The organism is Paraburkholderia franconis, assembly GCF_009362735.1.
Classification (GTDB): Bacteria; Pseudomonadota; Gammaproteobacteria; order Burkholderiales; family Burkholderiaceae; genus Paraburkholderia; species Paraburkholderia franconis.
Genome location: NZ_WHNP01000014.1, coordinates 24229 through 39766, shown reverse-complemented (window position 1 = coordinate 39766; position 15538 = coordinate 24229). Strand labels below are relative to the sequence as shown.

At 63.8% G+C, this 15538-nt stretch carries 12 protein-coding genes, 2 pseudogenes and 1 riboswitch; of the genes and pseudogenes, 12 read left to right on the top strand and 2 right to left on the bottom strand.

The window, feature by feature from the left end:
- Positions 1–6: 6 nt before the first annotated feature.
- Positions 7–1680: an isovaleryl-CoA dehydrogenase gene (locus tag GCT13_RS16945; RefSeq protein ID WP_152760025.1), complete on the bottom strand. Its 1674-nt coding sequence runs from the start codon at positions 1678–1680 to the stop codon at positions 7–9.
- A gap of 312 nt (positions 1681–1992) precedes the next feature.
- Between GCT13_RS16945 and GCT13_RS51195 the strand changes: the two are divergent.
- The 3 genes and pseudogenes from GCT13_RS51195 to GCT13_RS16930 form a co-directional block, all read left to right on the top strand.
- A pseudogene (locus GCT13_RS51195) lies at positions 1993–2082 on the top strand (hypothetical protein); the annotation flags it as partial.
- Positions 2083–2110: 28 nt separating this feature from the next.
- Positions 2111–2797 (top strand): annotated as a pseudogene (locus GCT13_RS16935) (GMC family oxidoreductase); the annotation flags it as partial.
- Positions 2798–2918: 121 nt separating this feature from the next.
- Entirely contained in the window at positions 2919–4340 is a 1422-nt protein-coding gene (locus tag GCT13_RS16930; protein WP_152760023.1) for a DUF937 domain-containing protein, read from the top strand.
- 58 nt (positions 4341–4398) lie between these two features.
- Here the strand turns inward: GCT13_RS16930 and GCT13_RS16925 are convergent, their stop codons facing one another.
- Complete coding sequence (locus GCT13_RS16925; RefSeq protein WP_152760021.1) at positions 4399–5361, bottom strand: LysR family transcriptional regulator; 963 nt, start codon at positions 5359–5361, stop codon at positions 4399–4401.
- A gap of 122 nt (positions 5362–5483) precedes the next feature.
- On the opposite strand from GCT13_RS16925, the gene GCT13_RS16920 reads away from it, so the two are divergent.
- From GCT13_RS16920 to GCT13_RS16880, 9 genes are all read left to right on the top strand, one after another.
- Entirely contained in the window at positions 5484–5969 is a 486-nt protein-coding gene (locus tag GCT13_RS16920; RefSeq protein ID WP_152760019.1) for a CidA/LrgA family protein, read from the top strand.
- A gap of 20 nt (positions 5970–5989) precedes the next feature.
- Positions 5990–6712, top strand: coding sequence for an LrgB family protein (locus GCT13_RS16915; protein WP_152760017.1), 723 nt, complete (start codon positions 5990–5992; stop codon positions 6710–6712).
- Positions 6713–6805: 93 nt separating this feature from the next.
- Positions 6806–7615, top strand: a complete 810-nt coding sequence (locus GCT13_RS16910) for a glycosyltransferase family 2 protein (RefSeq protein WP_152760262.1) — start codon at positions 6806–6808, stop codon at positions 7613–7615.
- 48 nt (positions 7616–7663) lie between these two features.
- A riboswitch (S-adenosyl-L-homocysteine riboswitch) is annotated at positions 7664–7778 on the top strand.
- A 31-nt stretch (positions 7779–7809) separates the two neighbouring features.
- Positions 7810–9231 carry an adenosylhomocysteinase gene (ahcY, locus tag GCT13_RS16905; protein ID WP_152760016.1) on the top strand — a complete coding sequence of 474 codons (1422 nt, stop codon included), beginning with the start codon at positions 7810–7812 and terminating at the stop codon, positions 9229–9231.
- Between the two features lie 222 nt (positions 9232–9453).
- Complete coding sequence (locus GCT13_RS16900; RefSeq protein WP_087736270.1) at positions 9454–9807, top strand: phage holin family protein; 354 nt, start codon at positions 9454–9456, stop codon at positions 9805–9807.
- 19 nt (positions 9808–9826) lie between these two features.
- On the top strand, positions 9827–10657 hold the full coding sequence (gene metF, locus GCT13_RS16895) for a methylenetetrahydrofolate reductase [NAD(P)H] (RefSeq protein ID WP_152760014.1): 831 nt from the start codon (positions 9827–9829) through the stop codon (positions 10655–10657).
- Positions 10658–10882: 225 nt separating this feature from the next.
- Complete coding sequence (locus tag GCT13_RS16890; protein ID WP_152760011.1) at positions 10883–12526, top strand: ABC transporter substrate-binding protein; 1644 nt, start codon at positions 10883–10885, stop codon at positions 12524–12526.
- A gap of 185 nt (positions 12527–12711) precedes the next feature.
- Positions 12712–14343, top strand: coding sequence for an ABC transporter substrate-binding protein (locus GCT13_RS16885; RefSeq protein WP_152760009.1), 1632 nt, complete (start codon positions 12712–12714; stop codon positions 14341–14343).
- A 154-nt stretch (positions 14344–14497) separates the two neighbouring features.
- Positions 14498–15511 (top strand): ABC transporter permease subunit, encoded by a 1014-nt coding sequence (locus GCT13_RS16880; RefSeq protein ID WP_152760008.1) that lies wholly within the window; start codon positions 14498–14500, stop codon positions 15509–15511.
- Positions 15512–15538: the final 27 nt, after the last annotated feature.

Here is a 15538-nt window from a genome sequence, read left to right as displayed (position 1 = left end):
GCGCAGTCAGCCCGCGAAACCGCGATCGACGATCGCCGCATGATCGAACGCGGACGGCAGCGTGCCATATACGCGGCCGCTCTCTCCGCAGCCCTCACCGAGCCGCGTCGCGATGAAGGCATCGGCGACGAACGACGGCGCATGTTGCGCGAGCAACACAGCCTGCGCGATCAGCACGATCTGCTGCGCGATGCGGCGCGCGGACGCCTCGCGCGCTTCGGGCGCCGACGTCAGCGCGCTCATCAGCCGTTCGATCGCCGCGTTCAGCGCCGGATGCGCATGCGCCTCTTTGCGCCACGCGGCCAGCAAGGCTTGCGCCGCGTCGGGTTCGCGCTCCATCGCGCGCAGCACATCGAGGCACATCACGTTGCCTGAGCCTTCCCAGATCGAATTCACAGGCGCCTCGCGATAGAAGCGCGCCATCGGTCCTTCTTCGACGTAGCCGTTGCCGCCCCACACCTCCATCGCTTCGCCCGTGAATTCGAGCGTGCGCTTGCAGACCCAGTACTTCGCGGCGGGCGTCACGAGCCGCCGCCACGCGCGTTCTTCGGGCGCGTTCGCAGTGTCTTCGAATGCGCGCGCGAGGCGCATGAACAGCACCGTCGCCGCCTCCGATTCGAGCGCGAGATCGGCGAGCACGTTGCGCATCAGAGGTTGATCGACGAGATGCTTGCCGAACGCGCTGCGATGGCGCGTGTGATGGACCGCCTGCACGAGCGCGGCGCGCATCAATGCCGCGCTGCCGATCACGCAGTCGAGCCGCGTGTAGTTCGCCATTTCGATGATGGTCGGCACGCCGCGTCCTTCGTCGCCGATCATGAGGCCGTAGGCGTCGAAGAACTCGACTTCGCTGCTTGCGTTCGAGCGGTTGCCGAGCTTGTCCTTCAGACGCTGGATGTGCACCGCGTTCTTGCTGCCGTCGGGTGCGAAGCGCGGCACGAAGAAGCACGAAAGGCCTGCTTGATCGCCGGTGCGCGCGAGCACGAGATGCGCATCGCACTGCGGCGCGGAGAAAAACCATTTGTGGCCGACGAGCCGATACGCCGCGCCGCGTCCGCCGCCGTTCGCCGCGAACGCTTGTGTCTGGTTGCTGCGCACATCCGATCCGCCTTGCTTTTCGGTCATGCCCATGCCGACCATCATCGAAGTCTTCTGATCGAGCGGCGCGTCGCGCGCATCGTGTTCGCGGGAATAGAGCTTGTCGCGCAGCGTGTCGAACAGTGCGGGCTCGCGTTGCAATACGGGGATGCTCGCGAACGTCATCGTCAGCGGACAGAGTGAGCCGGATTCCAGTTGCGCATGCAGGAAATAGCCCGCGCAGCGCGCAACCATTGCGCCTCGCTGCGGATCGGAAAACGGCAACGCTTGCAGGCCCTCGCGACGCAGCAGACTGAGCAGCGTGTGCCACGCGGGATGAAACTCGAGCGCGTCGATCCGTTCGCCGCGCGGGTTGAAGGTCGCAAGCTCGGGCGTATGACGGTTCGCGAGATCGGCGAGCGCGAGCACATCGGGTGTCGTCAGCGCGGCGCCGTCGCGCGCGAGCGCATCGCGATGCCACGCCGCGCCTTCGCGATCGACGGCGGCGGCGAGTGCGGCATCGCTCGAAAACAGGTTGTAGTTCGCGAGCGGCGGGACCTGATTGGTCACGTCGTGCGTCTTGCCGGGGCCGAACCGTTCCATCGCATGTCTCCGTTTGACGGACGCGCGCCGTTCATTTTTCGAGGCGCTGTTTGATTGGAGCGCGCAAGCCATGTGTACGGACAGCGGCGCGCGAAAGACCGTGTTAGAACGATGTCCGGGCGCGCGGCTTTGCGCGGACGGAAGCTTTCATCATAGGGGGCCGATGCGCGTTCCGTTTAGAGGGATCGCTCTGTCATCGATGCGCCGCGAACGGCCCTCGCTCCCTACAATGCGCAGTCAACACACGTAGACAAGTGTGCACGAGACAGATGCCACCGGCAACGCCGCGCGGCGTGAGCAGAGGAGGAGCGGATGCAATACGACTACGTGATCGTCGGCGCAGGCTCGGGCGGCTGTTCGCTCGCGGGCCGTCTTGCGGAGCGCTGTCCCGATGCGACGATGGCGCTCATCGAGGCCGGCCCGCACACCGGGCTACTCGTTGCGTGGCTTCGCGAAGATGGTGCCGGGCTTCGTCTCGTGTCTGTGAAGCGGGCGCGGCATGCTGACGAGCAACGTCGCGGAAGCGGGCGGCCTTCTGAAGAGCCGGCCGACGCTCGACCGGCCCGATCTGCAACTGCACTTCTGCACCACGCTCGTCGACGATCACAACCGCCACATGCACTGGGGACACGGCTATTCGCTGCATGTCTGCGTACTGCGTCCGCATAGCCGTGGCTCGATCACACTCGCGAGCGATGCGCGTGTCACGCCCGTCATCGATCCGGCGTTTCTCAGCGATCCGCGCGATCTCGATCTGCTCGTCGAAGGCGTGCATCTGTCGCGGCGCATTCTCGACGCGCCGTCGTTGGCGCTGTGCGGCGGCCGCGAGCTCTACACGCGTCCCGGTCAGACGGATGCCGAACTGCGTGCGACGATCGCCGAGCATGCCGACACGATCTATCACGAACGCGCCGTCGTCGATGCGCAATTGCGCGTGCGTGCCGTGACGGGCCTGCGCGTGGTCGACGCATCGGTGATGCCGACGCTGATCGGCGGCAACACGAACGCGCTGACGGTGATGATCGGAGAGCGCGCCGCCGATTTCATCGCGGCCACGCGCGGCGAGAGCGCGTCGTCCGTTATCGCGGATGAACCCGCTGGCGCAGCAGCTAAATAGGATTAGTCCGATAAAGCTCAAAATTCAGTCGTCGCTTCATTTCTGAGATTTTCCCGCTCCTATAATCGCGCCCCAATGAAGCGCATGTGGCCGCGCGCTCGAAATTCAGGGAAACGAATCGATGAGTGTCAATGTGATTGAACTGATCCGGTCGGCGTTGCCGGAAGCGGTGGTTCGGCAACTGTCGAACTGCCTCGGGTTGCCGCCGGAGGCGACGGCGAAAGTCGTGAATGCGGCCTCGCCGGCGCTCGTTGCAGGTCTCCTGAACAGGTGCGCGACGCTCGACGGCGCACGCGCGCTGTTCGCGACGATTCTCGGCCAGGAAGTCAATGCGGACATCGGCGAGCAGTTGCCGCGCATCTTCGCGAGCACGACGGGCGTCACGCAGCTGTCGTCGACGGGACGGCAGTTGCTCGAACATACGTTCGAGCGCCGCATCGACGGTCTGAGCGATGCCGTGTCGATGCAAACGGGCGTGCCCGCGCACGCGACGCACGCGGTGACGGGCATTGCGGGCAGCATCCTGATGGGCGTGCTGAAGCGTCATCTTCTGGCTCAGCAGGGCAATATCGGTCAGCTGCCGACGCTGCTCGGCCAGCAGTTGCCGGCCATCGCGCCTCATCTGAACGACGGTCTGACGACCGTGCTCGGGCTGGGTAGCGCGTCCGCGTTCGTGAACGCCGTCGGCTTGCACGTGCGCGCGGTGTCGGCGCATTTCGAGCGTCCGGCTGCGGCACCTGCGCCAGCTCGCGATGCTGCCGAACCGGCGCCGTCCGCGTCTGCGGCGGCTGCCGCGCCGGCGGCGCAGACGGTGCGCGAAGTGCGCTATGGCGGCCCGAAGGCGAAGCACTGGTTCGGCGTAGTAGCCTTGTCGGCGTTGCTCGGCGCGGTGGCCGCGATGCTGACGTGGGTCGCGCTGGCTTACTGCCCGTCGGCGGTGAATTTCCTCGGCCGCAATGCCGTCGCAGCAACGGCTCCAACGATCACGGCAGGCCCTTCCGCCGACACGCCGGATGTGGCAGCACAGTCCGCATCGGAAGCGCGGCCGGATGACGCGGCGAGCACGACGGGCAGGATCGAGCCACAGGCATCCGCGGCGGTGAAGGATTCGCGACTGATCGTCGCCGTCGACAAGCACGGCAAGCCGACGATTACCGCAACCGTGCAGAACGTCGCGGAGAAATCCGTTCTGTTGAACGCGCTGACGGCGAGATTCGGCGCGGGCAATTTCAACGCCGATATCACCGTCGACGACAACAACAACACGAAGGCCGCCGACTGGCTCGCGCACGTCGACGCGCTGTTGCCGTTGATGCAGACGCCGGGCGCCGAGATGAAGATCGGCGGCACGCGCGTCGAGCTGAGCGGCGCCGCCGCCGATGCGAAGGCAGGCTGGACAGACCGCCTGAAGGCGCTGTTCGGCGCGTCGTACCAGGTGAGTGCGTTCGGTGCCGCGCGCGCTACGCACGAAGCGCAAGCACAAGTCGCGCAAACGCAACGCGCGCAGAGACAAGCGACGAAAGCTCAAGCCCACGCGCAATAAGCGCTACGCGCCCGCAAGCGGAACAGCATGCCGCCCGACACAAACCGGGCGGCATTTTTCATTTCAACGTCGATTTCGGCCGATCCGGCGACGGCGCGGGCACGTCGAACGTCGGTGTGTGCGTGAAGTTGTCGGTGGTCAGTCCCGGCAGCGTTTCACGCGCGACGTCGAGCCACGCGCGCGCCGCGTGCGACAGATAGCCGTTGCGCCGCCAGCCGATCGCCATCTCCCACGGAATCTCAGGCTCGACGACGGGCAGGCAGGTGAACTGCGCCGCGTCGAGTCGACGGCAGTACGGCGCGGGCAGCAGCGCAATGCCGACGCCCGCCAGCACCAGCGCCGCCATGAAATCCCAATGCCCGCTGCGCCCGACGATCGTCGGCGCGAAACCCGCCGTACGGCAGGCAGTCAGCACGACGTCGTTGAGCGCGAGGCTCTCGCCGTAGAACACGAACGGCTCGTTCGCGAGATCGCCGAGCGGCACTTCGTGCAGCGCGTCCCACCGCGAGCCCCGGCGCGCGACGAGCCATAGCACCTGGCGTGTCATCGGCAGCACGTCGATCGTCTCCGGGTCGACCGGCTGCAGGACGCCGCCCAGTTCGAGTTCGCCGGAAATCAGCGCGGCCTCGATCGCCTTCGAGCCCTGCTCGAACAGCTTCAATTCGATTTTCGGATAGCGCTGCCGGAACGTGGCGATGGCGGGTGTGAAGAGCGAGCCGCCCATCGGCGGAATGCCGATCGTCAGCTCGCCGCGCCCGAGCGTGCCGAGATCGTTCAGTTCGGCCTGCAACTGCGCGTAGGCGGCGAGCACGTCCTGGCCGCGCTGATAGACGATCCGCCCGGCGTCCGTCAGCACCATCTGCCGGCCGTCGCGCAGCAGCAGCGGCGAGCCGATCTCGTCTTCCAGCGACTTCACCATCTTGCTGATGGTCGGCTGCGTGACGAACATCTGCTCGGCCGCCACGGTGAAGCTTTGCTGCCGGACGACCTCGACGAAATAACGCAAAGCGCGCAGTTCCATGTTCGCAGCCCTCGTAGCCTTAAAATTCCAATTTGGAATGGAGCGAATAATTCTAAGTCATTTTATTTATGTTGCGTAGCAACCTACACTGAATTCCATCGAAAAGTCACCTAGGGTTTGCCATGATCTCGCCGCTCATCGCTCGTATCGCCGCTTCCGTTCGCGTGGACGCGACGTCGCCGCTCGCGAGAATCAGCCGGATCGCCGTGCAGAGCGCCGCGATCGCGGGCGTCTGGTTCGCCGCCGATTTCGTCGTGCGCCGCTTCGGCTTGCCCGTGCCTGGCGGCGTCGTGGGGCTGGTCGCGTTGCTCGCGCTGCTGTTCTGCGGCGGCGTCGCGCCTCGCTGGGTCAAGGCAGGCGCCGACTGGCTGCTGTCCGACATGCTGCTGTTCTTCATCCCGGCGGCCGTCGCGGCCGTCCAGTACGGCGGCCTGTTCCGCGAAGACGGCTGGCGCCTCGCGCTCGTGGTCGTCGCGGGCACGCTGATGGTGATGGTGGCCGTCGCGTTCGCCGTCGAGCAGGCCGCTCGCCTCGAACGACGCCTCGCGCTGCGCCGCGTGATGGTTCAACGGGTCCAGCGCGGCCTCGACCGTCGAAGCTTCCGCTAATCGCTGCGAGTCATGCCATCATGAGCGCCCTCTACACATCCCTTTTCGCCGACGACGCGTCCCGGCTCATCGCCGCGGGCTGCTTCGTGCTGACGGTGGTGCTCTATTTCGCATCGAAGGCGCTGTACGCGCGCTTCAGGTCGCCGTGGCTGACGCCGCTCGTCGCGGTGCCCGCCGTGCTCGCCGCTATCGTCATGGTCACGCGCATTCCGTACGCCGTCTACTTCGAGGACACGCGCTGGCTGATGTGGCTGCTCGGCCCGGCCACCGTCGCGTTCGCGGTGCCGATCTACGAGTATCGCGAGCTGCTCAGGCGTCACTGGATTTCGCTCACCGTCGGCGTGACGGTTGGCATCGTGGTCGCGGTGGGCGGATCGCTCGCGCTGTCGAAGCTGCTGCATCTGTCGCCGGAACTGCAGCGCAGCCTGATGACGCGCTCCGTCTCGACGCCGTTCGCGCTCGCCGTGTCCGACAAGATCCACGCGCCGAAGGATCTGACCGCGCTGTTCGTGATCGCGACGGGCGTCTGCGGGATGCTGTTCGGCGAAATCGTGCTCGCGCTGGTGCCGTTGCGCACGCGGCTCGCGCGCGGCGCGCTGTTCGGCGCGGCGGCGCATGGCGTCGGGACGGCGAAGGCGCGCGAGCTGGGCAGCGAAGAGGGCGTCGTCGCCAGCCTGACGATGATGATCGCCGGCGTCGTGATGGTCCTGCTCGCGCCGCTTTTCAGCATGCTGCCGCTCTGACGCGAACGGCACGCGCGACCAAATCGAGATAAAAGGCGGCGCGTCGGCTTTATGATCGACGCACTGTCTTTTCCCGGCCGCCCGGTCCTCGCGATGCTGCCCATCTCCGTCATCATCCCCTGCTACAACGCCGACAAGACGCTCGCCCGCACGCTCGATAGCTGCGTCGCGCAGCCGGAGGCGGCGCAGATCGTCGTCGTCGACGACGGCTCGCAGGACACCTCCGCCGAAATCGTTGCGCTCTACGCGCGGCAGCATCCGCGTGTCGAGCTGCTGCGCATGCCGTACAACGGCGGCGCGGCTCGCGCGCGGAATTGGGGCGCGATGCATGCGCTTCATCCGCTGCTGGGCTTCATCGACGCCGACGACGAGTACCTGCCTGGCGCGCTCGCGAGCGCCGCCGCTTTCATGGCGGAGCATCCGCATCAGCCGTCGATCCGGCTCGACGTCGATTTTTGCGGCTTTCCCGCCGACATCACCGGGCATCCGCAATTCGAAAGCCACGCGGCCGTATTGAGCAACACGGTGCCGAGCAGCCTCGTGATTCGCGGTTCTGTCTATGCGGCGTTCGGCGGCTTTCCGCTCGATGACGTGTTCCGGCGCCACGGCGGCGAAGACGGCGCGTTTTCGCTGGCGCTGCTGAATATCTTCGGCAATCCGCGCCTCGACGACTGCAAGCGCGTGCGCATGCACTATCACCCGAACATCCACGCCGAGCGCTATTTCCGCATTTCGATGGGCATGCTCGCCGCGCCGGACGAACTGATCGCCGCCACCCGCGACGCTTCGTGGCGCTTCGTGCACCGCGCCTACGCAGCCGTAAAGGAACTGCGCGATGCGGAACTGGCGCCGCAACTGACGACGCCGCCCGCCGGCGCAGCGCCGGCAAGTCAACCGGTATAGGCCGAAACGCCCCACGCAAGCCATCTCGTTTTGCTACAATCGCCGTTCGTCTTCGAGGAGCGTTGCGACGGGTTCCGCCCGCCAGGCTCGAAGGCTTTCAATCGGAAGGATTGGACGCGCGCCGCGCTTACAAACCAACCGCATCGAACGGCGCTCACGTCACATTTCTAGTTATTTTTAGAAAGGAGGGCGTGATGAACGCCGCTGTTTACGATTCGAAAGATTCCCAGGATTTTGTCGTTGCCGACCTGTCGCTCGCCGACTGGGGCCGCAAGGAACTCGACATCGCCGAGACGGAAATGCCCGGCCTCGTGCAGATCCGCGAAGAGTACAAGGCGCAGCAGCCGTTGAAGGGCGCGCGCGTCGCCGGCTCGCTGCACATGACCATCCAGACGGGCGTGCTGATCGAAACGCTGAAGGCGCTCGGCGCCGACGTCCGCTGGGCGTCGTGCAACATTTTCTCGACGCAGGACCACGCTGCTGCCGCGATTGCGAAGGGCGGCACGCCCGTGTTCGCGTTCAAGGGCGAATCGCTCGACGAATACTGGGAGTTCACGCACCGCATCTTCGAATGGCCGAACGGCGAATTCGCGAACATGATCCTCGATGACGGCGGCGACGCTACGCTGCTGCTGATTCTCGGCGCGAAGGCCGAGAAGGACCGCTCGGTGATCGCCACGCCGACCAACGAGGAAGAAGTCGCGCTGTACAAGGCCATCGGCAAGCATCTCGACGCCGACCCGACGTGGTACTCGACGCGTCTCGCGCACATCAAGGGCGTCACGGAAGAAACGACGACGGGCGTGCATCGCCTGTATCAGATGGAGAAGGAAGGCCGTCTGCCGTTCCCGGCCATCAACGTGAACGATTCCGTCACGAAGTCGAAGTTCGACAATCTGTACGGCTGCCGCGAGTCGCTGGTGGATGGCATCAAGCGTGCGACGGACGTGATGATCGCGGGCAAGATCGCCGTGGTCGCGGGTTATGGCGACGTGGGCAAGGGCTGCGCGCAATCGCTGCGTGGCCTGGGCGCGACCGTGTGGGTCACGGAAATCGATCCGATCTGCGCGCTGCAAGCCGCGATGGAAGGCTACCGCGTCGTGACGATGGAATACGCCGCCGACAAGGCCGACATCTTCGTGACGGCAACGGGCAACTACCATGTGATCAATCACGATCACATGAAGGCGATGCGCCACAACGCGATCGTCTGCAACATCGGCCACTTCGACTCGGAAATCGACGTCGCGTCGACGCGCCAGTACAAGTGGGAAAACATCAAGCCGCAAGTCGACCACATCATTTTCCCGGACGGCAAGCGCGTGATTCTGCTGGCGGAAGGCCGTCTCGTGAACCTCGGTTGCGCAACGGGCCACCCGTCGTTCGTGATGTCGAACTCGTTCACGAACCAGACGCTCGCGCAGATCGAATTGTTCACGCAAGGCGGCGAGTACGAGAACAAGGTCTACGTGCTGCCGAAGCAACTGGACGAGAAGGTCGCACGCCTGCACCTCGCGCGCATCGGTGCGAACCTGACCGAGCTGTCGGCCGATCAGGCGAAATACATCGGCGTCGACAAGAGCGGTCCGTTCAAGCCGAACCACTATCGCTACTGATCGGCAAACAGGCGGCATGACGGATGCAGCCGCGTGCCACGGCATGCGGCTGCATCGCGCGAAGCAAGAAGCACGAAGCAGATGGCCGATGCGGCCGCACGCATAGGCTCACACGAGGCCGCATTTGGCGGGGCCCACGCGATGCGTCGCGCGGGCCCGTGCTTTGCGCATGCCCTGGCGTTCAACCCGGACTTCACGCCCGCAAGCGACGAGGAGCTGTAAATGACTGTATTGCTGACCTGGGTGATCAACGCGCTCGCGCTTCTGATCATCACTTATCTTGTGCCGTCGATCCACATCCGCAGTTTCGGCACTGCGCTGATCGTCGCGCTCGTGCTCGGGCTCATCAATGCCGTCTTGCGCCCGGTGCTGATCCTGCTGACGCTGCCCGTCACGATACTCACGCTCGGGCTCTTCATACTGGTGGTGAACGCGCTGTGCTTCTGGCTGTGCGCGTCGCTGCTGAAGGGCTTCGAAGTGTCGGGTTTCTGGTCGGCGTTCTTCGGCTCGATCCTGTACAGCATCGTTTCGTGGCTGCTGTCCGCGCTCATCTTCGGCAACCGCAGCATCGGCTGACGGGACTGCCAACAGGACCATGAACCCCATCGAACTTTCATTCGAATTCTTCCCGCCGAAGACGCAGGAAGGACTCGACAAGCTGCGCGCCACGCGCGTACAACTGTTGCCGCTCAAGCCCAAGTTCGTGTCCGTCACGTTCGGCGCCGGCGGTTCGACCCAGCAAGGCACGCTCGACACCGTGCTCGAGATGGGGAAGGACAGCGTCGATGCCGCGCCGCACCTGTCGTGCATCGGCTCGTCGAAGGAAAGCCTGCGAGCGATTCTCAACGAGTACCGCTCGCATGGCATCCGCCATATCGTCGCGCTGCGCGGCGATCTGCCGTCGGGCATGGGCGAAGTCGGCGAACTGCGCTACGCGTCGGAACTGGTGAGCTTCATTCGCGCCGAGTTCGGCGACTGGTTCCGCATCGAGGTCGCGGCGTATCCCGAGTACCACCCGCAGTCGCGTTCGCCGCGTCACGATCTGGAGAACTTTGCGCGCAAGGTGAAGGCGGGCGCCAATTCGGCGATCACGCAGTACTTCTTCAACGCCGACGCGTATTTCCGCTTCGTCGACGATGCGCACAAGCTCGGCGTCGATGTGCCCATCGTGCCGGGCATCATGCCCATCACGAACTTCTCGCAGCTGATGCGCTTCTCCGAAATGTGCGGCGCGGAAGTGCCGCGCTGGGTCGCGAAGCGGCTGGAAAGCTTCGGCGATGATCGCGACGCGATCCGCGCGTTCGGTCTCGACGTGGTGACGGACCTGTGCCGCCGTCTCGTCGACGCCAAGGTGCCGGGCCTGCATTTCTATACGCTCAACGGCGCGGCGGCGACGAAAGCCATTTGCGAGCGGCTGGGCATCTGATTTTTTGCGTCTGATCTTTCGTATCTGATCTATCTTTTATAGGCAGCAAATATGGGCGGCGTGCGCGCAGGCGTACGCCGCCCGTTTCATTTCACGCGTACTGTCGCGTTCATCGTTTCGATTCACTTTGCTGTCACGAAAGCGGAGTGAAAACCCATATTGAATCGGAATATTGGCTGACTATGATCCAAAGGCACTCGACCCAACTGCCTCGCGGAGAACAACATGTCAATGTCATCGACGCTGTCTGCAGTTCGCCAGTCCTGCCTGCCCATTCTGTCCGCCGTCGCGATTGTCGCGGCGTGCGTCGCGCCGAGTCTGAGCGCCGCGGCGTCGCTGCCCGACAAGACGGTCGTGTTCTGTTCCGAAGGTAGTCCCGCCGGATTCGATACCGCGCAGTACACGACGAGCGTCGAGTTCAGCGCCGGTTCGTACACCGTCTATAACCGGCTCGTCGAATTCGGTCACGGCAGCACCGACATCGAGCCCGGCCTCGCCGAAAAGTGGGACGTTTCCAGCGACGGCTTGCAGTACACGTTTCATCTGCGACATGGTGTCAAGTTCCACACGACGGCCTGGTTCAAGCCGACGCGCGACTTCAACGCCGACGACGTCGTCTTCACCTACACGCGGATGCTCGATCCGGAGCATCCGTTCCACAAGGCGTATCCGGTGTCGTTCCCGTACTTCAACGACCTGGGCCTCGCGAAGAACATCAGCAAGATCGAGGCGCTCGATCCGTACACCGTCCGCTTCACGCTGAAGGAAGTGGATGCCCCATTCCTCCAGCAGCTTGCGATGCCGTTCGCGTCGGTCCTGTCGGCCGAGTATGCGGATCAGCTGCTGAAAGCGGGCAAGGCCTCCGACATCAATCTGTTCCCGGTCGGCACGGGGCCGTTCATCTTCCGCAGCTACACGAAGGACGATTCGATCCGCTTCGACGGCAACCCGAACTACTGGAAACCGGGCGTCGTGAAGGTGAGCAAGCTGATCTTCGCGATCACGGTCGACCCATCCGTGCGTCTGCAGAAGCTCAAACGCAACGAATGCCAGGTGATGAGCTATCCGAAGCCCGCCGACATCCCACAGATCCAGGCGGACTCGTCGCTCGCATTGCCGCATCAGGTGGGCTTCAACCTGGGCTTCATCGCGTACAACACGACGAAGAAGCCGCTCGACAACGTGCTCGTGCGGCGCGCGCTCGATATGTCCGTCAACAAGAAGGCGATCATCGATTCCGTCTACCAGGGCGCGGGCCAGGCCGCAACGAACCCGATGCCGCCGACCCAATGGGGCTACGACAAGAACCTGAAAGACGCGCCATATGACATCGACAAGGCAAAAGCGCTGCTGAAACAGGCGGGCTACCCCGATGGCTTCGATCTCACACTGTGGGCGATGCCCGTTTCGCGTCCGTACAACCCGAACGCGCGCCTGATGGCCGAAATGCTGCAGGCCGACTGGTCGAAGATCGGCGTGAAGACGAAGATCGTCACCTTCGAATGGGGCGAGTACATTCGCCGCGCACACAGCGGCGAGCACGAAGCGATGCTGATCGGCTGGACGGGCGACTACGGCGACCCGGACAACTGGCTCGGCGTGCTGCTCGGCTGCGACGCCGTCAACGGCAGCAATTTTTCCAAATGGTGCTACAAACCTTTCGACGACCTTATCAAGCAGGCCCGCAGCACGACCGACATGGCCACGCGCACGAAGGACTACACCGAGGCCCAGGAAATCTTCAAGCAGGAGGTTCCTTTCACGCCCATTGCACACTCGACCGTCTATCAGCCACTGTCGAAGTCGATCACTGGCTTCAAGATCGACCCGTTTGGCCCGACGCAATTCTGGAACGTCGGCTTGAAGTAACGAATTTGCCGCTTCTTTACGCAAGTTCGCTCTAGTCCGGGATGGCTGCCGCGCGGCCCGCGGCAGTCCCCGGCACAGGTGTTTCCGATCGTCAACACAAGGAATTTCCTCCGCTTGTGGCCCCTGGCAAAGCTCAGTAATATCGCGCTACGCTGGTTTTTGCCGGCGCTGATCCTGGAGGAAACATGAAGCAAAACAAACTGTTGCGCGCGGCTCGGCTCACGATGCTGGTTGCGACGGCAGCGGCATCGATGGCGGGAGCCCAACTGGCGAACGCCGCCGATATTCCGAACAAGACCCTCGTCTACTGCTCCGAAGGCAGTCCAGCGGGCTTTGATCCGGCGCAGTACACCACGGGCGTGGACTTCACGGCCAACACGTTTACTGTCTACAACCGCCTCGTCGAATTCGAGCGTGGCGGCACGAAGGTCGAGCCCGGCCTTGCAGAAAAGTGGGACGTTTCGCCCGACGGCAAGACGTACACGTTCCATCTGCGCCACGGCGTCAAATTCCACACGACATCCTGGTTCAAGCCGACGCGCGAATTCAATGCGGATGACGTCGTGTTCACGTTCCAGCGCATGCTGGACCCGAACCAGCCGTTTCGCAAAGCCTACCCGGTGCAGTTCCCGTACTTCACCGACATGGGCCTCGACAAGCTGATCGAGAAGGTCGAGAAAGTCGACCCGTACACCGTCCGCTTCACGCTGAAGGAAGTCAACGCGCCGTTCATCCAGAATCTGGCGATGGAATACGCATCGATCCTGTCTGCTGAATACGCGGATTCGCTGCTGAAGGAAGGCAAGGCCGCCGACATCAACCAGAAGCCGGTCGGCACGGGCCCGTTCATTTTCCGCAGCTACACGAAGGACGCGACGATCCGTTACGACGGCAACCCGGACTACTGGAAGCCGAACACGGTCAAGCTGTCGAAGCTGATCTTCTCGATCACGCCTGATCCGGGCGTGCGCGTGCAGAAGCTCAAGCGCGACGAATGCCAGGTGATGAGCTATCCGCGCCCCGCCGACATCGCGCCGCTGAAGGCCGATTCGAACATCGACATGCCGTCGCAGCCGGGCTTCAATCTCGGCTATCTCGCGTACAACGTGAGCCACAAGCCCGTCGACAAGCTCGAAGTGCGTGAGGCGCTCGACATGGCGATCAACAAGAAGGCGATCATCGACTCCGTCTACCAGGGCGCAGGCCAGGCCGCGACGAACCCGATGCCTCCTACGCAATGGTCGTACGACAAGAGCCTGAAGATGCCGGCTTACGATCCGGAGAAGGCGAAGGCGCTGCTCTCGAAGGCAGGCTTCCCGAACGGCTTCGACATCACGCTGTGGGCGATGCCCGTGCAGCGCGCGTACAACCCGAACGGCCGCCTGATGGCGGAAATGATCCAGGCCGACTGGGCCAAGATCGGCGTGAAGGCGAAGATCGTCACGTACGAGTGGGGTGAGTACATCAAGCGCGCTCACGCGGGCGAAGACGACACGATGCTGATCGGCTGGACGGGCGACAACGGCGACCCGGACAACTGGCTCGGCACGCTGCTCGGCTGCGACGCGGTGAACGGCAACAACTTCTCGAAGTGGTGCTACAAGCCGTTCGACGAACTCGTGCAGAAGGGTCGCGAAACGACGGGCCAGGATGCGCGCACGAAGTTCTACACGCAGGCTCAGCAGATCTTCGCGCAGCAGCTGCCGTTCTCGCCGATCGCTCACTCGACGGTATATCAGCCGGTCAGCAAGAAGGTCGTCGATATGCGTATCGAGCCGCTGGGCTATGCGCGCTTCGACGGCGTGACCATGAAGTAAATCTCGCGATGCGGCGGGTTTCGTTGCCCGCCGCGTCCCAGACGCAGTACGCTTTTCGTTCGGTTAGAAGACTGGTCGAAATGGTCCGGCGACCGGGGTCACGAGCCCTCGTCGCCGGTTGCGTTTTTTCTCACCAAGACCATAGGGACGAACCATGTTCCGATTCGTTTTGCGCCGCATCGGGATGGTCATACCGACTTTCATCGGTATCACGATCCTCGCGTTCGCGCTCATTCACCTGATCCCGGGCGACCCCATCGAAGTGATGATGGGCGAGCGCGGCGTCGACCCGGCCATGCACGCAGCCGCGATGCATCGTCTCGGACTCGACGAGCCGCTGCCCATCCAGTACCTCCATTACGTCAGTCATGCGCTGCACGGGAACCTCGGTACATCGATCATCACCAATACCAGCGTGATGGACGAGTTCCTTGCGCGCTTCCCCGCCACCGTCGAGCTGTCGTTCTGCGCGATGCTGTTCGCGCTGATCGTCGGGTTGCCGGCGGGCGTGTTCGCGGCGCTGCGGCGCGGCACCGTCGTCGATCACGGCGTGATGGGCACGGCGCTCACCGGCTATTCGATGCCGATCTTCTGGTGGGGCTTGATCCTCATCATGATGTTCTCGTCGAAGCTCGGCTGGACGCCCGTGTCGGGCCGAATCGCGGTCGAATACGACATCCCGCACGTGACCGGCTTCCTGCTGATCGATTCGCTGTTGCCGGGCACGGACGAAGGCTCGTTCCGCTCCGCGCTTTCGCATCTGATCCTGCCCGCGATCGTGCTCGGCACGATTCCGCTCGCAGTGGTCGCGCGGATGACGCGTTCGTCGATGCTCGAAGTGCTGCGCGAAGACTACATCCGCACGGCGCGCGCAAAGGGCCTGTCGCCGGCGCGCGTGATCGTCGTGCATGCGCTGCGCAACGCGCTGATTCCCGTCGTGACGGTGATCGGTCTGCAGGTCGGCACGCTGCTCGCGGGCGCGGTGCTGACGGAGACCTTGTTCTCATGGCCGGGCATCGGCAAATGGCTGATCGATGCGATCGGCCGGCGTGACTATCCTGTTGTGCAGGGCGGTATTCTGATGATCGCAACGCTTGTGATCGTCGTGAACCTCGTCGTCGATTTGCTGTACGGCGTGTTGAATCCACGCATTCGCCATACGAGGTAACGAATATGTACCCCCACGCTCACATTT